At 68.8% G+C, this 16,208-nt stretch carries 15 protein-coding genes; 8 read left to right on the forward strand and 7 right to left on the reverse strand.

The features are described from left to right. Positions 1-29 precede the first annotated feature (29 nt). The 3 genes from ACNFJ7_RS12945 to ACNFJ7_RS12955 form a co-directional block, all read right to left on the reverse strand. Complete coding sequence (locus tag ACNFJ7_RS12945; protein WP_058805421.1) at positions 30-1,760, reverse strand: heparinase II/III family protein; 1,731 nt, start codon at positions 1,758-1,760, stop codon at positions 30-32. Then, positions 1,757-2,413: a ribulose-phosphate 3-epimerase gene (gene rpe / locus ACNFJ7_RS12950; protein ID WP_019369159.1), complete on the reverse strand. Its 657-nt coding sequence runs from the start codon at positions 2,411-2,413 to the stop codon at positions 1,757-1,759. The genes ACNFJ7_RS12945 and rpe overlap by 4 nt, the downstream gene beginning before the upstream one ends. Positions 2,414-2,544: 131 nt before the next feature. Beyond that, entirely contained in the window at positions 2,545-3,825 is a 1,281-nt protein-coding gene (locus ACNFJ7_RS12955; RefSeq protein ID WP_019369160.1) for an RsmB/NOP family class I SAM-dependent RNA methyltransferase, read from the reverse strand. 112 nt (positions 3,826-3,937) lie between these two features. Here ACNFJ7_RS12955 and ACNFJ7_RS12960 point away from each other — a divergent pair, with 112 nt between their 5' ends. Next, on the forward strand, positions 3,938-4,099 hold the full coding sequence (locus ACNFJ7_RS12960; RefSeq protein ID WP_082664422.1) for a DUF1674 domain-containing protein: 162 nt from the start codon (positions 3,938-3,940) through the stop codon (positions 4,097-4,099). A gap of 63 nt (positions 4,100-4,162) precedes the next feature. On the opposite strand, the gene ACNFJ7_RS12965 is transcribed toward ACNFJ7_RS12960, so the two are convergent. The 3 genes from ACNFJ7_RS12965 to tsaD all read right to left on the reverse strand — a co-directional run bounded on the left by ACNFJ7_RS12965 (position 4,163) and on the right by tsaD (position 8,725). Continuing rightward, on the reverse strand, positions 4,163-4,993 hold the full coding sequence (locus tag ACNFJ7_RS12965; RefSeq protein WP_152997764.1) for an alpha/beta hydrolase family protein: 831 nt from the start codon (positions 4,991-4,993) through the stop codon (positions 4,163-4,165). Positions 4,994-6,725: 1,732 nt separating this feature from the next. Continuing rightward, entirely contained in the window at positions 6,726-7,703 is a 978-nt protein-coding gene (locus tag ACNFJ7_RS12970) for an NAD(P)H-dependent glycerol-3-phosphate dehydrogenase (protein WP_019369164.1), read from the reverse strand. Beyond that, a complete protein-coding gene (gene tsaD / locus ACNFJ7_RS12975; protein WP_019369165.1) occupies positions 7,700-8,725 on the reverse strand; it encodes a tRNA (adenosine(37)-N6)-threonylcarbamoyltransferase complex transferase subunit TsaD in 1,026 nt (341 codons plus the stop codon). The genes ACNFJ7_RS12970 and tsaD overlap by 4 nt, the downstream gene beginning before the upstream one ends. A gap of 314 nt (positions 8,726-9,039) precedes the next feature. Between tsaD and hemC the strand changes: the two genes are divergently transcribed. The 6 genes from hemC to ACNFJ7_RS13005 are packed head-to-tail and all read left to right on the forward strand — an operon-like array spanning position 9,040 to position 14,327. Next, positions 9,040-9,945 carry a hydroxymethylbilane synthase gene (gene hemC / locus ACNFJ7_RS12980; RefSeq protein WP_019369166.1) on the forward strand — a complete coding sequence of 302 codons (906 nt, stop codon included), beginning with the start codon at positions 9,040-9,042 and terminating at the stop codon, positions 9,943-9,945. Next, positions 9,942-10,604, forward strand: a complete 663-nt coding sequence (locus ACNFJ7_RS12985) for a uroporphyrinogen-III synthase (RefSeq protein WP_019369167.1) — start codon at positions 9,942-9,944, stop codon at positions 10,602-10,604. The genes hemC and ACNFJ7_RS12985 overlap by 4 nt, the downstream gene beginning before the upstream one ends. A 31-nt stretch (positions 10,605-10,635) precedes the next feature. After that, positions 10,636-11,520, forward strand: coding sequence for a hypothetical protein (locus ACNFJ7_RS12990; protein ID WP_037513402.1), 885 nt, complete (start codon positions 10,636-10,638; stop codon positions 11,518-11,520). Position 11,521: 1 nt separating this feature from the next. Then, positions 11,522-12,706, forward strand: a complete 1,185-nt coding sequence (locus ACNFJ7_RS12995) for an acyl-CoA dehydrogenase (RefSeq protein WP_026009082.1) — start codon at positions 11,522-11,524, stop codon at positions 12,704-12,706. Further along, positions 12,706-13,224 (forward strand): GNAT family N-acetyltransferase, encoded by a 519-nt coding sequence (locus tag ACNFJ7_RS13000; RefSeq protein WP_019369170.1) that lies wholly within the window; start codon positions 12,706-12,708, stop codon positions 13,222-13,224. The genes ACNFJ7_RS12995 and ACNFJ7_RS13000 overlap by 1 nt, the downstream gene beginning before the upstream one ends. Beyond that, positions 13,221-14,327 carry a CaiB/BaiF CoA transferase family protein gene (locus tag ACNFJ7_RS13005; protein WP_019369171.1) on the forward strand — a complete coding sequence of 369 codons (1,107 nt, stop codon included), beginning with the start codon at positions 13,221-13,223 and terminating at the stop codon, positions 14,325-14,327. Before ACNFJ7_RS13000 ends, ACNFJ7_RS13005 begins: the two co-directional genes overlap by 4 nt. Before the next feature lie 285 nt (positions 14,328-14,612). Here ACNFJ7_RS13005 and ACNFJ7_RS13010 read toward each other — a convergent pair whose 3' ends face one another. Then, positions 14,613-15,443 (reverse strand): DUF72 domain-containing protein, encoded by an 831-nt coding sequence (locus ACNFJ7_RS13010; RefSeq protein WP_019369173.1) that lies wholly within the window; start codon positions 15,441-15,443, stop codon positions 14,613-14,615. Between the two features lie 66 nt (positions 15,444-15,509). Here ACNFJ7_RS13010 and ACNFJ7_RS13015 point away from each other — a divergent pair, with 66 nt between their 5' ends. Beyond that, positions 15,510-16,205, forward strand: coding sequence for a FadR/GntR family transcriptional regulator (locus tag ACNFJ7_RS13015; protein WP_019369174.1), 696 nt, complete (start codon positions 15,510-15,512; stop codon positions 16,203-16,205). The last annotated feature ends 3 nt before the right edge of the window (positions 16,206-16,208 follow it).

Here is a 16,208-nt window from a genome sequence, read left to right on the forward strand (position 1 = left end):
CCGCGCGGGGCAAGCCCTATTTGGAGCGCCTATTTCGAACGGTGGAACACCCAGGTCAGGCTGGCGCCGCCCGCCGGAGTCTCGCCCTGGATCACCAACTGCTGCGTGGCGTGCGGACGGCCCCGCGCGTCGATCCACAGGCTTTCCTCGATGCTGAGCGTGCCGCCCCTGGCGCGGAACTGCCAGAGCATGCCCGAGGCAGTGCGCAGGATCGCGCCATGCCCGTCGGCGGTGGGCGATACCTCCACTTGCGGGGCAAGGTGGAAGCGCAGCGCGAAGGGCTTGGAGTCGATGCGTCGCTTGCCGGAGGGCAGCAGCAGATCCTCGCCGCGCAGGTCGCGCCCGTCGTGGGAGAGGGTGAGTTCGCGGCGGTGGAGCAGCCCGAAGCGGCGGACATAGCCGTCATGCGCCGCCTCGATCCGGCTGGCATGCTCGGTTTCCTGCCGGACCAACTCGACCTCGCTTACGCCGCGGCCGAGCGTGCCATCGGCATGGATCGCAGTGGAGTTACTGTCGCCCAGCACCAGCGTAGAATGCGCGGCGGTGGTGCGCAGGCCCTGCACCAGTTCGGCGGGAAGCCGCGCATCGGCGGCGCGGCTGCCGCCGCAATTGACGATGATCCGGTCTGCGCCGTCCGAAAGTTCGAAAGCGAGCGTGGAAGCGCAACCGGTCTGGGCTACCCTGGCGTCGGGCGGCGGCGCAGCGTCGAGGATCAGTACCGTGCCGGCCGAGGCGAGGCGCTGATAGCCCCACTCTCGCGCCTGTTTGAGCGGGCGTGTGCGGACACCGGTCGCCTCGATCGCCTGCTCGATCCACTCGCCGCTGACGGGCGCGCAGCCCTGCCAGCTGGCCAGCCCCCCATCCCCGTGGCACACGCCGAGCAGCGCCGCGACCATCCGGTTGAGCGCGCCGAGCACGAAGGCGGGCGGCTCGATGCGACGGGCGGCATAGGTTTCGCAAAGCAGGGTGAGCAGCTGGATCGCGTCGAGCTGGCCATCCGGCGAGCGGCCGACCGTGCCGCCATCCTCATGGACCGAGGCGGTGATCGCGCGGTTCAGCCCCGCCTCGGCAAAGGCGCGGCGCGGATCGCCGCCGGGCAGCACCAGCCCCGCGACGGTCAGGCCTGCCCAGGCCGCCAGCCGGGGGACGCCCGCCGGCACCTTGTCGGCACTGCGGTCGAGATGGCGGGCACCGCGCGCCAGCGCGTGCATCACGCCCGAGCGATAGACCTGGTCGGTGGAGGAGAGGATGAGCGGCGCATGCGCCACCCAGGCGAGGATGCGCCGGCCGACCAGATCGGGGCGCCAGGCCGGGTCCGCGACCTGCTCGCCATGCACCTTCAGCCAGCGGCGCATGATGTCCTCGGCGATCGGCGCGCCCTGCTGGCGGGTGGCGACGCTGGACAGGTCGCGCAGCCAGGCGAAACCCTGGAGATGCTGGGTGAAGGCGGGCGACCAATCGGGCTTGGCGAAGTCGAGCGTCTCGATCACGCGAACCTCGCCGCACAGCTGCAGCTCGCCGTCGAGCAGCGCATTGCCACGCCGCGGGTCGCCAAAAAAGGGATCGTCGGCGACGGTTAGCAGCTTGAGCGGATGCCGCCCCTTCAGCCGCATGGCATAGAAAGGCGAGCGCCAGGCGAGACGCTGGAAGCGATCGGCGATCCGGTCGGCCAATGACAGGCCCCGATCGCCGCCTACCCGGATCAGCCGCTTGCCTTCCTCGACTCCGTCGGCGGCGGAGTCCGGCGTCGGATCGGTCAAGCCCCTCGGAGGCCTGCGATATTGGCGGCGTACTGGCTTGGCCCGCCGGTGAAGGTCGCGGTGCCAGCTACCAGCGCATCTGCACCGGCAGCGATCACCCGGGGCGCAGTCTCGCGGTCGACGCCGCCATCCACCTCCAGATCGATTGCCCGGCCGCTCGCTTCGATGCGGCGGCGCAGCTCGGTGATCTTGGGCAGCTGGCTCTCGATGAACTTTTGGCCGCCAAAACCGGGATTGACGCTCATCACCAGGATCAGATCGACCATGTCCATCACATGGTCGATCACGTCGACCGGCGTCGCCGGGTTGAGCACTACGCCGGCGCGTTTGCCCAGCGCCTTGATCGTCTGGAGCGTGCGGTGGAGGTGAGGACCGGCTTCCGGATGGACCGAGATCGTGTCCGCGCCGGCCTCGGCGAAAGCGGCGAGCATCGGATCCACCGGCGCGATCATCAGGTGGACGTCGAACGGTTTGGCGGTGTGCGGGCGCAGCGCCTTAATCACCGCGGGACCGATGGTGATGTTCGGCACGAAATGCCCGTCCATCACATCGACATGGATCCAGTCGGCGCCGGCGGCGTCGATGGCGCGGATCTCCTCGCCGAGCCGTGAAAAATCGGCCGAGAGGATCGAAGGGGCGATGCGGACGGACATGGTCGTCTCCTAGGCAAGGGGCGAGTCGGGCGCAACCGGAGGGGACGGGTACCCACGGGTTGCGCACCAATTCTCCACAGATTTATCCACAGCTTGCTGCGCGACGGGGACGAAGGGCCCCGGACGTGCGATCAGCGACGGCGGAAGCGGGAGATGAAGAAGCCGTCGAGCCCGCCTTGCTCCGCCAGCATGCCCGGCAGGACGCGCACCGAACCGTCCTCGCGGGGCGAAATACCCGCCGGAAGCTCGTCGGCGGTGGCCGGCACCAGCGCGAAATCGGGATGGGCGGCGAGGAAGGGCGCGAGGTGGGCTTCGCCTTCCTTGGGCTCCAGCGAGCAGGTGGCGAAGACCAATGTCCCGCTTGGCTTTACCCAGGCGGCGGCGCGGTCGAGCAGCTTGGCCTGGAGCTCCGCCATCTCGGCGATCAGCGCGGGGCGGACGCGGTGGAGCACGTCCGGGTGACGGCGGAAGATCCCGGTGGCGCTGCACGGCGCGTCGAGCAGCACCGCGTCGACCGGGGCGGCGGGGCTCCAGCTCAGCAGATCGGCGGTGACGATCTGTGCCGTCAGGCCAGTGCGCTCCAGATTTTCGCGGAGGCGTGCGAGGCGGTTCTCGGCAACATCCACGGCCGTCACTTGCCAGCCGGCGGCGGCGAGCTGGAGCGTCTTGCCGCCGGGGGCGGCGCAGAGGTCCAGCACGGTGCCGGTGCCCGCACCGATCAGCCGGGCGGGGATCGAGGCGGCGAGGTCCTGCACCCACCAGTCGCCCTCGGCGAAGCCGGGCAGCTCGGGAACGCTGGTGCCGGGTTCGAGCCGGGCGTGGCGCGGGGCAAGGCTGGTCGCGCTGGGGACCGTCACCGCATCGCTCTTCAGGCTCAGGTCGAGCGGGGGCGGGGAGGCGATCGCCTCGCAGGCTGCCTGTACCATCGCATCGCCCCAATGCGCCTGCCAGCGCAGCGCCACCGGATCGGGGAGCATCGGCACGTCGGGCAGCGTGGCATTGCCGCGCATCAGCGTGCCGAACACGCCGTGTACGAGCTTGCGCGGGCCGCCATCCACCAGCGGCAGAACGGTCGAGATCGCAGCATGGCCCGGCGTGCCGAGCGCGATTGCCTGGACCAGCGCGATCCGCAGCGCGAACCGGGCCTTGGCGTCGTCGGGCAGGCGCTGGCGGGTGGCGGAATCGATGAGCGCGTCTAGATCGGGGAGGCGGCGCAGCGCCTCGGCGGCGATGGCGTGGGCGAGGCCGCGGTCGTTCGGCGCCAAGCCTTGCGCGGCGGAGTCGAGGGCCTGTTCGAGTGCGAGACCGCGGCGTAGCACCGCATCGAGCAGCTTCAGCGCCGCGCGGCGGGCGGGGACGCCGGGAGCATCGGGTTCGGCGCCGGCCGGGCGGCGGGTGTTCGGACGGGCCATGATCAGCGCGCTCCCATCGAAACTTCTACTCGTACCTGCGCTACCCAAGGGTTCACTTGACCATGCTCCTTCGGCCGCCGACATGGGCCGGGCAACCAAGGAAGGCAACCCGATGGGCAAGCGACCCGAGCATGTGAAGCCGCCGGCATATCTTTCGAAGAGCCCCCCCGTGCCCCAGCCCGAACCGATGCAGCGGCCCGAAAAGGACCCGTTGGAGAAGGACCCGGTGCGCTATGGCGACTGGGAATTGAAGGGCATTGCGATCGACTTCTGACATCTGCACGATTTGCTAAGTTTAGGAAGTTTAGGCTCGTGAGCATATTTCTGGCGGGCGCCACTATTCCGAGGCGCGGCGCATAAAGCCTTGTAGCGCCTCGCGTCCCTGCGGCGATGCCAATGCCTTGCCATGATCGCCGGGTACTTCGACGAAGGTCACCGCCGCACCGGCGCTCCGCAGCCGCTCCGCGAAGCGCCGCACGATCCGGGGCCTGACAGTCTTGTCCTCGCTCCCCGCCAAGACGAGTATCGGCGCGCGGGCGGCAAGGGCATAGCCGGCATAGTCATAGCGCCGGATTTCCTTGGACACCTTCACCCACAGAAACGGCTTGAGCAGGGTGGGCACCATGTTGCGGGCCACCGCACCGATATCCGCCGCAGTCGCTTCGAGGATCAGCCCCGAGAAGCCGCCGGTGCGTGCCATGTTCGACGCCATCGCGCCCCCGAACGAGAAGCCATGGGCATAGAGCGGCCCGTTGCCGATCCACCCTTCCTGCCGCAATGCTGCCACCAGCGCGGGACCGAAGGCGATCAGGGCATCGGTGGTCTTGGGCACCGTCGTCCCGCCGCGATCGGGATAGTCGAAGGTCACGATGTCTGCGCCGGTCATCGCCGCGAGTTCATTCAGGCGGTTGCCGGTATAGGCGATCAGATAGCGGTTGCCGCCGCTGTAGAGGATTGTCGTGCGATTGCCCGGCTTCGCCAGCCGCACGACATGGACGTTGCCGAGATCGGGCAGGGTGAGGATGCGATCCTGCCGGCTATAGCCCGCCAGCGGCGCCACCGCGTCGCGCGGCTTTTCCTGGATGGCCGGCAGCAGCGAGGATTGCCCGACCGTGACGGTGCATCCGCACAGGGCGAGCGCCAAGAAGAGAGACGTCAGAAAACGCAACGGGGGGTCTCCGCAAGCTTTGGTGCCGCCACGCCAACGAACGCCTGCTGCGATCTGTCCCACGGCCGATATTGGCGACCTGCATCAATCGCTAAGTTTAGGAAGTTTAGGCTCGTGCGCGTTGCAGCGGCGGTTGGGAGCCGGTGATCAGCTGTCGTTCGGAATGTCCTTACCCAGAGTGATGCACGCGATTCTACGCCCTCCGCGGGCGTAGAAACAATCGCGACATGACGAGAACCGCGACAACAAGACCGGCAATCAGCATCACCGTCTGGGCCGGCGAAGTCATTCGATGTTCCAAGAGCCAGAAGGCCACAACCGCGCCCACGCCAATCCAAAGGTTCTTCGGAATGACAAGTTGTATCCCACAGCCCTTGCAGGCAAACGGTGTACCAAGGCTCCATTGGGTCTTCATGAATGGAACTGGTTTGCCACAGGTGGGACATGGAGGCGCCAGAGAAACCATGTCCGGCAATTTATCGACACTTCAAATGTCTGCAAGCGGACGAGAACCGCCGCGCCTGAGAGGTGCCCACCGACCGAAGTTTAGGAAGTTTAGGCGTGTGCGCGTTTCGGCGGGTTCGGCAATGGCCCGGCGAGGAGATGCAAGTTTAGGACGTTTACGCGCATGACCATGCGCGCGCGGACCGCCTCAACAATGGCCGGGTTCACGAGGTGTGTCGCTTCGCGCGCACGAGGACGTTGCCAAACGCTATCAAAGAGCGGCCGCCCCCAGAAGGACAGTCTGGTGGATATGGGAAACAGCGCAGCAGGCGCAAGTCGGCCGCTGCAAGGATCGGTGCGGGCGATGATTTCCGCCAATGGCCGAATGTGGTGTGCAAAGCGGACTAGTAGAGCTTCGCGCCGGCGCGTATGAAGGCTGCCAACTCGCCGGAGTATGGCAGGTGATCACGCTAGCGTTCTTACTGGGGCAGGCCGCTCCTACTCTCACGTTCGCGCAGGTTCGGGCGTTGCCGCCCGCAGTGGCAGGCGACGCCATATTGCCTGATCAGCAGCACGGCCCGATCGAAACGTTCGAGGCGCCGCATGGTGGGGTGAACGCTCCAGGCGTTATCGAACGGCAGCTGGTGGAGCGGCCCGTGGCAAACGGCCCGGGGTGCGTCCGAAAGCGTTGGACTGTGCGATTCCGGGCCGTGCCCGGGGCAGATATCCGAACTGCTACCGTCGACAGCATGTACAGCACGCAGGAAATTGCCCCGGCGTCTAATGCTATCTGCGCATCTCGGGGATATGTGCGCCTGAACCCCGGCGTCAGCCTAGAGGGGGGATGGAAAGTACTTGCCACTCTTAAAGAATTTATCGACGGCAGGGGGCACGCGCAGGTCCGTTGTTCTGACACTACATCGTCCAAGCTCTGCACCGACAGCAACGCCATCAGGTCTTCGCTACGGACATTATCGCCTTGGGCAATCACCCGCGATGCCAATGACACGCTCGTCTGGATGGGTGTGCCCGGTGGCATCGTCACCGAGGTCCGCTTCAACGCAGCCCGACCGCCTTACATTACTATACGGCGGGACGTGCCCGCACCGTTTTGAGAGATCGTGTGGAATGCGTCGCAGCGCGTTTCGCGGCACCAGGTCCGCATTGCGACCCGATCTCCGGCGGCGGAACGCGGGGCGCGAGCCGACTTCCAGCTTCCGCGTCGTTCCTACCCACCCTTGTCAACGACCGATGCGGAGCATGTAGCGATCGCCGCAGGTAGGAAATCCTACACTGCCTCCGGCTTGAGCGGGCGGCTGAGCAGCGCTTCGATCACTTCTGCCACCGGCGCGCCTTCGAGCAGGGCGTTGACCGCCGCCGTGACCGGCATGTCGACGCCCGCTTCGGCCGCGGCTTCGCGCAGCACCGGGGCGGTGAAGGCGCCTTCTGCTACCGTCTTGCGATCGGCCAGCAGCTCGGCGGCGCTGCGGCCCTGGCCCAGGCCGACGCCGAGCGAGAAGTTGCGCGAATTGGTGGAGGAACAGGTGAGGACGAGGTCGCCGAGGCCCGACAGCCCGGTCAGCGTTTCCGCCTGCGCGCCGCGCGCCAGGCCGAAGCGGGTCATTTCGGCAAAGCCGCGCGCGATCAGCGCGGCGCGGGCGTTGAGGCCCAGGCCGGCGCCTTCGACGACGCCGCAGGCGATGGCGAGGACGTTCTTCACCGCGCCGCCAATCTCCGCGCCGGTGACGTCGGCCGAGGCATAGGGGCGGAAGGCGGGGGCGCCGAGGCGCTCGACCAGCCGGGTGCGCAGGGCTTCATCGTCGCAGGCGAGGGTGACGGCGGTTGGCTTACCGGCGGCGACTTCATGCGCGAAGGTGGGACCCGAGAGCACGGCGATCGGCGCATCGGGCGCTGCGCTACGCGCGACTTCGCCGACGAGCAGCCGGGTGCCCGCCTCGATCCCCTTGGCGCAGAGCACCAGCGGGGTCGCACCCGGCGCGGCCTGGGCGAGGACCGCGCGGACATGCTGGGCGGGGGCGACGACGAGCAGCGCGTCGAGGCCGGCAAGATCGGCCAGGCTGCCGGTCGCGCGAATCGTGGGGGAGAGCGGCACGCCGGGCAGGAAGGCACGGTTTTCGTGGGCGGTGTTGATGCTTTCCACCACCTCCGCCTCGCGTGCCCAGAGCAGCACCGGTTCGCTGCCCCGTGCCGCCACCTGCGCCAAGGCAGTGCCCCAGGCGCCGCCGCCGATCACGCCGATCTTCATGCCTTCACTCCCGCGCCGCGCACCTTTTCGGCATCCGGATCCAGCGGCCAGCGCGGGCGGGCCGGGACATCGAGCGGATCGGTAAGCCCCTGGGCGAAGCGCTCGGCGCCGGCCCAGGCGATCATCGCGGCATTGTCGGTGCACAGCCACAAGGGCGGCGCGACGAAGGGCAGATCATGCGCATGGGCCAGCGCCTCCAGCGCGGTGCGCACCGCGGTGTTCGCGGCGACACCGCCGGCGACGACGAGCGCAGTCGGGCGGGTGACGGCGAGTGCCAGCCGGGTGCGATCGACCAGGCAATCGACCACCGCCTGCTGGAACGAGGCGGCAAGATCCTCGGCGCTATAGTCGTTCACCGCCCGGGCGACGGCGCTCTTGAGGCCGGCGAAGGAGAAATGCGGCTCGCCCGAACCGACCAGCGGGCGGGGCAGGGGCACGGCGCGGGGATTGCCGCGCGCGGCGGCGACTTCCACCGCCGGACCGCCGGGAAAGCCGAGGCCGAGCAGCTTGGCGGTCTTGTCGAACGCCTCGCCCGCGGCATCGTCGATCGTGGTGGCGAGACGGCGATAGCGGCCGACGCCTTCGACCAGCAGCAACTGGCAATGGCCGCCCGAGACGAGGAGCAGCAGATAGGGGAAGGCGAGGCTCGGGTCGCCGAGGCGGGGGGACAGCGCGTGGCCCTCGAGATGGTTGACCGCGACGAGCGGCTTGTTCGCCGCGAGCGCCAGCGCCTTGCCGGTGACGAGACCGACCATCACGCCGCCGATCAGGCCGGGCCCGGCGGTGGCGGCGATCGCGTCGACCTCTGCCAGGGTGACGCCGGCTTCGGCGAGGGCGGCTTCGACCAGCGGCCCCAGCATTTCCACATGCGCGCGGGCGGCGATTTCGGGGACGACGCCGCCATAGGGGCGATGCGCCTCCTCCTGCCGCGCCAGCTTGTGTGCGCGGATCGTGCCGTCGCTGTCGACAAGGGCGGCTGCAGTTTCGTCGCAGCTCGATTCAAGGCCGAGGATGAGTGCCATGCTTCCCATCTAAGCTGCTCGGGCGCGTGGTCCAGAGGGCGGGTGGTTTTTGGTGCACGCGAAGGCGTGAAGGCACGAAGACAAGAAGATTTCGCCCAGAGGCGCGGAGGAGGCAGAGAGCGTGTGCCCTCCGCCGCGCCAGCGGCCCTATCGCTGCCACGCCCTTTGCGGCAGCTGGCGCCGCAGCGATGCCTGCCCACACTGCGCCCTCTGCGCCTCTGCGCGAAACATCTCTTCGTGCCTTCGCGTGGACCCAAAAACCTCCGGCATCCCCCCCATTGCCCTTGCCAGCCCACACCCCTAGCAATTGGCGCATGACTGGATTCCGTATCGGTACGCGTGGTTCGCCGCTCGCTCTCACGCAGGCAAATATGGTCCGCGACGCGCTGAAGGCGGCGCATGGGATTGAGGGCGAGATCGTCGTGGTGCGCACCACGGGCGACAAGGTGCAGGACCGCCCGCTGGCCGAGATCGGCGGCAAGGCGCTATGGACGAAGGAGCTGGACCGCGCGCTGCTCGCTGGCGAGATCGACTGCGCGGTGCATTCGATGAAGGATGTCGAGACGACCCGGCCGGACGCGATCGCCATCGCCGCGATGCTGCCGCGCGCGGACGTGCGCGATCGGCTGGTGGGGGCCGAATCGCTCGACGCGCTGAAGCAGGGAGCGGTGATCGGCACCGCCTCGCCGCGCCGGGCCGCGCAGGTGCGGCGGCATCGGCCGGATGTGTCGACCGTGCTGTTTCGCGGCAATGTCGACACAAGGCTGGCCAAGCTGGCGGCGGGCGAGGCGGACGCGACGCTGCTCGCCTCGGCGGGGCTGGAGCGACTGGGGCGGCAGGATGTGGGCCATATCTTGCCGACCAACGTGATGCTGCCCGCGCCGGCGCAAGGCGCGGTGGGGATCGAAGCGCGGGCGGGGGACACGCGGATGCTGGCGCTGCTAGCAGCGATCGACCATCCCCGGACGCATGCCTGCGTGCTGGCCGAGCGGGCGTTGCTCGCCGCGCTGATGGCCGATTGCCACTCGCCGGTGGCGGCGCTGGCGACGATCGAAGGCGCGATCCTGACGATCGAGGCGGAACTCTTTTCCGAAGACGGCAGCGCGCATGTCCATGGCATGATCGAAGGCGCGCCCGAGGATGCGATGCTGCCGGCGGTGCTGGCCCGCGATCTGCTCGATCGCGCGCCGGCGGCGGTGCGCGCGCTGTTCGCCGGATGAGCCGGCCGATCGCGGTGCTGCGGCCCGAACCCGGCAACCGCATCACCGCCGCCGCGATCGAGGGACGCGGGCGGCGGGCGATCCGGCTGCCGCTGTTCGCCACGCGCCCGATCGCATGGGGCGTGCCCGACGCGGCGGCGTTCGATGCGCTGATCCTCACCAGCGCCAATGCGGTGCGCTGGGCGGGCGAGGGATTGGCGGCGCTGCAGCGGTTGCCGGTCTATGCGGTGGGCGAGGCGACCGCATCGGCGGCGCGCCGCGCAGGCCTGGAGGTCGCGGCGGTGGGGCAGGCGGGAGCCGCAGCGCTGGCGACGGCGGCGGAGGCGGCGGGCGTACGGCGCGCGCTGCACCTGACCGGGCGCGAGCGGACGCTGGAGGCGGGTGGCATCGTCGCGGCGGTGGTGCCGGTCTATGCCAGCGAGACGCTGCCGGTCTCGCCGGAGGCAGTGGCGGCGCTTTCGGGCAGCGTCGCGCTGATCCAGTCGGCGCGGGCGGGCGTGCGGCTGGCGGAGATCGCGCCCGACCGCGCCGGCATCGCGCTCGCCGCGATCAGCGCGGCGGCGGCGGCTGCAGCGGGCGAGGGCTGGGCCGCCGTCGCGATCGCGCCGGTTCCCGAGACCGAGGCGCTGATCGAAGCGGCGATTGCGCTCTATGATTGACCGCGCGGCCCCGCCCGGCGAAAAGGGCGGCATGAGCGACGAGCCCCTGGCGCCCGAGCCGGTCCGCAACCCTTCCTTGCTGCGCAGCCGAATGATCACGGGAGGGCTGGGCTTTCTGGGCGGTGTTGCCCTGACTGCCGGTCTGATCGAACTGGCCGGAACGCATCTCACGCCGATGCCGGCAACCCGGCCGGCGGCAGCGACCGCGCCGGTCACGCCGGTACTGGTGACGCCGCCCAGCATGCCCGCCGCGACCGACGTCGCGACGCTGGACGTGCGCGAAGCGGCGCTGGCCGGCCGGCTCGACGCGCTGGAGCGGCGGCTGCAGGATGCCGATGCGAGCGCGCGCAACGCGGCGCAATATTCCACCCAGGCCGAACGGCTGATGGTCGCGGCCGCGGTGCGCCGCGCAGTGGAACGCGGACAGCCGCTCGGCACGCTCGAGCAGCAATTGCGCGCCCGCTTCGGCGAGCGCCACCCGCAGGCGGTGGCGGCGATCGTGACGGCGGCGGCCGATCCGCTGACGCTCGAGGATCTGCGGATCGCGCTCGACACCATCGCGCCGCGCCTGGGCGCCGGGCCGGACGACAGCCTGTGGATGCGCTTCCGCGCCTTTGTCGGCGATCTGTTCGTGCTGCACCAGGCCGGCATGCCGAGCCCGCGCCCGGCCGAGCGGCTGCGGCGCGCCCGCGGTGCGCTGGCGGCGGGCAATGTCGAAACCGCCATCGCGGAAATCGCGCACATGCCCGGCGCTTCGATTGCCGAGGGTTGGACGAGCGCCGCGACCCGCTATGTAAATGCCCGCAAGGCATTGGACGAAATAGAGAAGGCGGCAGCTGCAACGCCGCCCAGACCACCGGTCGTGGCGCAGGCAGCCGCCCCCGCCCCGGCACCGGAGACACCGAGGAACGACTGAAATGGCAGAGATGGGCCGGTTCGACTGGCAGGATCCGTTCGGGCTCGACGGCGAGCTGACCGACGAGGAACGGATGGTGCAGGGCGCCGCACGCGATTACGCGCAGGGCGAGCTGCTCCCGCGCGTGACCTCCGCCTATCTGGAGGAGCGGTTCGACCGCGAGATCATGGCCGAGATGGGCGCGCTGGGCCTGCTCGGACCGACGATCCCCGAAACCTATGGCGGTGCCGGGCTCGGCTATGTCGCGTACGGGCTGGTCGCGCGCGAGGTGGAGCGGGTCGATTCGGGCTATCGCTCGGCGATGAGCGTGCAGAGCTCGCTCGTCATGCACCCGATCCATGCCTATGGCAGCGAGGAGCAGCGGCGGAAATACCTGCCCAAGCTGGCGAGCGGCGAATGGGTCGGCTGCTTCGGGCTGACCGAGCCGGATGCGGGTTCCGATCCCGCCGGCATGCGCACGCGAGCCGAGAAGATCGACGGCGGCTATCGCATCACCGGCGCCAAGATGTGGATCACCAATTCGCCCATCGCCGATGTGTTCGTCGTCTGGGCGAAGAGCGATGCGCATGACGGCGCGATCCGCGGCTTCGTGCTGGAGCGGGGCATGAAGGGCCTCACCAGCCCCAAGATCGAGGGCAAGCTGTCCTTACGCGCCTCGGTGACCGGCGAGATCGTGATGGACGGGGTGGAAGTCGGCGAAGACGCGCTGCTTCCGAACGTCCAGGGGCTCAAGGGCCCGTTCGGCTGCCTCAACCGCGCGCGCTACGGCATCGCCTGGGGCACGATGGGCGCGGCCGAGGCCTGCTTCCACGCCGCGCGGCAGTACACGCTCGATCGCCACCAGTTCGGCCGGCCGCTCGCCGCGACCCAGCTGGTGCAGCTCAAGCTCGCCCATATGGAGACCGAGATCGCGCTCGGGCTGCAGGCGGCGCTGCGCTGCGGGCGGATGTTCGACGCCGGCACGCTGAGCCCCGAGGCGATCAGCATCATCAAGCGCAACAATTGCGGCAAGGCGCTGGAGATCGCCCGGGTCGCGCGCGACATGCATGGCGGCAACGGCATCTCGGCCGAATTCCACGTGATCCGCCACGCGATCAACCTCGAGACGGTGAATACCTATGAGGGCACGCACGACGTGCACGGGCTGATCCTCGGCCGGGCGATCACCGGCATCGCGGCGTTCTGATGGCGCCCGATCGGCAGCCGGTGCTGGAGGGCGCGCTCGTCCGCATCCGGCCGCTGGTCGCAGAGGATTGGGAGGCGCTCTATGCGGTCGCCTCCGATCCGCTGATCTGGGAAGTGCATCCGCGGCCGGATCGCTGGCAGGAGCCGGTGTTCCGCCAGTTCTTCGCGGAGGCGCTGGCCTGCGGCGGCGGGCTGGCGATCGAGGACAAGGCGACCGGCGCGATCATCGGCTCGAGCCGCTACGACTATCATGTGCCCGAAGCGGATGAGATCGAGATCGGCTGGACCTTCCTCGCCCGCGCCTATTGGGGCGGCACCTACAATCGGGAGGTCAAGCGGCTGATGCTCGACCATATCCATCGATACGTCGGGACGGTGGTGTTCCTGGTGGGCGAGCATAATGTCCGGTCGCGCGGGGCGATGGCGAAGATCGGCGGGGAGTTGATCCCTGGGCGCAATCATCGTGGCGGCGGACAGGTCTTCCCGGATCACGTCGTCTACGCGATCCGGCGCCCGTGAAGCCGCTCGCCGGCATCAAGGTCGTCGAGCTCGCCCGTATCCTCGCCGGGCCCTGGTGCGGGCAGCTGCTCGCGGATCTCGGCGCCGAGGTGGTCAAGGTCGAGCGGCCGGGGGCGGGCGACGATACCCGCCATTGGGGGCCGCCCTTCCTCCACGATGCCAAGGGCACGAACCGCGACGCCGCCTATTTCCACGCCTGCAACCGCGGGAAGACCAGCGTCGGCATCGACATCGCCACGCCCGAAGGCCAGGCGGCGGCGAAGGCGCTGATCGCCGAGGCTGATGTGGTGATCGAGAACTACAAGGTCGGCGGGCTGGTGAAGTACGGGCTCGATGCCGCCAGCCTGCGGGCGGCCAACCCGCGGCTGATCGTCTGCTCGATCACCGGCTTCGGCCAGACCGGGCCCTATGCGGCCCGCGCCGGCTATGACTTCATCATCCAGGGCATGGGCGGGGCGATGAGCCTCACCGGCGAGCCCGACGGCCCGCCGCAAAAGGCGGGCGTCGCCTATGCCGACATCTTCACGGGCGTCTATTCGGCCGTGGCGATCCTCGCCGCGTTGCGTCGGCGGGACGTGGAGGGCATAGGCGCGCATATCGATATGGCGCTGCTCGACACCCAGGTGGCGGTGCTGGCCAACCAGGCGCTCAATTGGATGGCGATCGGCAAGGTGCCGCACCGCATGGGCAACGGCCATGCGAATCTGGTGCCCTACCAGGCCTTTGCCTGCCGCGACGGCGAGCTGATCGTCGCGGTGGGCAATGATTCGCAGTTCGCCAGGCTCTGCGAGATCCTTGGGCTCGATCTGACGAACGACCCTCGCTTCACCACGAATCCGGCGCGGGTGACGAACCGCGACGCGCTGATCCCGCAGCTGGCCCGCGCTATCCTCCTTTGGGCCAAGGCCGATCTGTACGAGGCGCTGGAATCCGCCGGGGTGCCCGCCGGGCCGATCAACCGCGTCGACGAAGTGTTCGCCGATCCGCAGGTAGTCGCGCGCGGCATGGCGATCGTGCGTGAGGGGATGCCCGGCCTGGCGAGCCCGATCACGATCGATGGCGAACGCATGGTCGCCGATCGTGCGAGTCCGCATCGGCCGTAGAGGAAGGCGCACCTTCACCCTCCCACCGCCTTCGTCGGCGCGGCCCCTCCCTCTTCCACAGGAGAGGTGTTTTGCTCGCTCTTCCGTTGGGAGAGGGAAGGGGGGCCATTCAGCCAGCAATGGGAAGGGGGAGGGTGATTGCCCCCCTGCTTACTGGTAGCCGCCGTCTTCCTCGCGCTCTTCGGCGGCGTCCTTTTGCGCTTCTTCCATCGCTTCGGCTTCGTCGTCCTGCGGCGTCTGCTGTTCGGGATCGTGGATCATGCTGGCCTCCTGGGTTGCCGGCGATCAACGAAGCGGTGCGCGCAAAGGTTCGTTCGATCCGCCGAGCCGGCGAATCAGTTCCTGCGCGGCGGCAGGCGCACGTACCTTGCCGCCATGGATGAAGAAGACGAAGGTTTCGCGTGGATGCACCGGCGCAGGCGCTTCCGCGAAATAGGGCAGTCCCGCGGGTTGACCGCCATCCGCCCAGTGCTGCGCAGCGTCTGTCCAGCGCGGCAGGTCGGCTTCGGGATAGCAGAGGGGATTGTCGTCTTCGCCGGCCTCCAGGCGGACATAGACGAAATCCCCGCTGACATCGGCGATCGCGGGATATTGCGGCGAATCGGCGAAAACGATGGCTACGCCCGCCGCGCGGCAGAGCGCGACGAATTCGGGGGTGTGGAAGCTTTCGTGCCGCACCTGCACCGCGTGGCGCAGCGCAACGCCATCCTGCGAGCGTGGCAGGAGAGCAAGGAACGCGCCGAAATCGGCTGCATCGAACTTCTTGGTCGCCATGAACTGCCAGAGGATGGGGCCGAGCTTGTCGCCCAGTTCGACCAGCCCCTGGCCGACGAAGCGCGCGACCGATTCACCCGCCTCCGCCAGCAGCTTGCGGTTGGTGACATAGCGCGAGCCCTTCACCGTGAACACGAACCCTTCGGGCGCCGCCGCCGCCCAGCCGGCGAAGCTGGCCGGTTTGAAGCTGGAATAATAGGTGCCGTTGATCTCGATCGCGGTCAGCGCGTTCGCGGCATATTCCAGCTCGCGCTTCTGCGGCAGCTTTTCGGGATAGAAGGTGCCACGCCAGGGCTCGAACGTCCATCCGCCGATGCCGACGCGGATCGGTGCGCTGCTCATCCGTATCTCTCCCTACCACCATCACGCGACTCGCCATTTCGCGCCGCGTACGTATCGTAGGGCGTGATGCCGCGAAACCACGTACCCTCTGCCGATCAGCGTCTTGCCGACCAAGCCTATTCGCGCATCGTCGAGATCATCCTGGACGGGCTGGGCATCGGCGATCGCCTGCCGTCTGAATCGCGGCTGGCGGAAAGCTTCGGCATGTCGCGGACCGTGGTGCGCGAGGCGCTGGTGCGGCTGGCCGCCGACGGCATCACCGAATCGCGGCGCGGGGCGGGGTCCTATGTGATGCGGCGCCCTTCGCTTCGGCTGGGTGCGCATATGGCGTTCGAGGAACTCTCCGCGACGCTGGGCACCTATGAAGTGCGCTTCGTGCTGGAGGCGGAAGCGGCGCGACTGGCGGCACGCCGCCGGTCGGCGGAGCAACTCGCCGAAATCGAAGAGGCCATGGCCGATCTGCGCAAGGCGCTTCTTTCGAGCGATCCGGCGCATGACGAGGACTGGCGGCTGCACCACGCGATCGTCCGCGCCACTGCCAATCCGGCGTTCGAAAAGGCGTTCGAGCATCTTCATGAGGAAACGATGCGGATCATGCGCGCCGGCGTGGACATTGCCCGACTGCGTGAGGCAGAGCCGATCGCGGCGATGGTGCGCGAGCACGAAATGGTCGTCGAGGCGATCCGCGCCCAGGATGTCGACGGCGCCGCGCTGGCGATGCGCTGGCACCTTTCCGAAGGACGCAAGCGGCTGATGCCGTAAGCG

This window comes from Sphingomonas sp. HT-1, assembly GCF_048568905.1.
In the GTDB taxonomy this organism is placed as follows: Bacteria; Pseudomonadota; Alphaproteobacteria; order Sphingomonadales; family Sphingomonadaceae; genus Sphingomonas.

Coding starts and splice junctions, on each gene's coding strand:
- ACNFJ7_RS13000 (WP_019369170.1), top strand. CDS start 12,706: ATGGCGCCCGATCGGCAGCCGGTGCTGGAGGGCGCGCTCGTCCGCATC.
- ACNFJ7_RS13010 (WP_019369173.1), bottom strand. CDS start 15,443: ATGAGCAGCGCACCGATCCGCGTCGGCATCGGCGGATGGACGTTCGAG.
- ACNFJ7_RS12995 (WP_026009082.1), top strand. CDS start 11,522: ATGGCAGAGATGGGCCGGTTCGACTGGCAGGATCCGTTCGGGCTCGAC.
- rpe (WP_019369159.1), bottom strand. CDS start 2,413: ATGTCCGTCCGCATCGCCCCTTCGATCCTCTCGGCCGATTTTTCACGG.
- ACNFJ7_RS12955 (WP_019369160.1), bottom strand. CDS start 3,825: ATGGCCCGTCCGAACACCCGCCGCCCGGCCGGCGCCGAACCCGATGCT.
- ACNFJ7_RS12960 (WP_082664422.1), top strand. CDS start 3,938: ATGGGCAAGCGACCCGAGCATGTGAAGCCGCCGGCATATCTTTCGAAG.
- tsaD (WP_019369165.1), bottom strand. CDS start 8,725: ATGGCACTCATCCTCGGCCTTGAATCGAGCTGCGACGAAACTGCAGCC.
- hemC (WP_019369166.1), top strand. CDS start 9,040: ATGACTGGATTCCGTATCGGTACGCGTGGTTCGCCGCTCGCTCTCACG.
- ACNFJ7_RS12970 (WP_019369164.1), bottom strand. CDS start 7,703: ATGAAGATCGGCGTGATCGGCGGCGGCGCCTGGGGCACTGCCTTGGCG.
- ACNFJ7_RS12990 (WP_037513402.1), top strand. CDS start 10,636: ATGAGCGACGAGCCCCTGGCGCCCGAGCCGGTCCGCAACCCTTCCTTG.
- ACNFJ7_RS13015 (WP_019369174.1), top strand. CDS start 15,510: ATGCCGCGAAACCACGTACCCTCTGCCGATCAGCGTCTTGCCGACCAA.
- ACNFJ7_RS12985 (WP_019369167.1), top strand. CDS start 9,942: ATGAGCCGGCCGATCGCGGTGCTGCGGCCCGAACCCGGCAACCGCATC.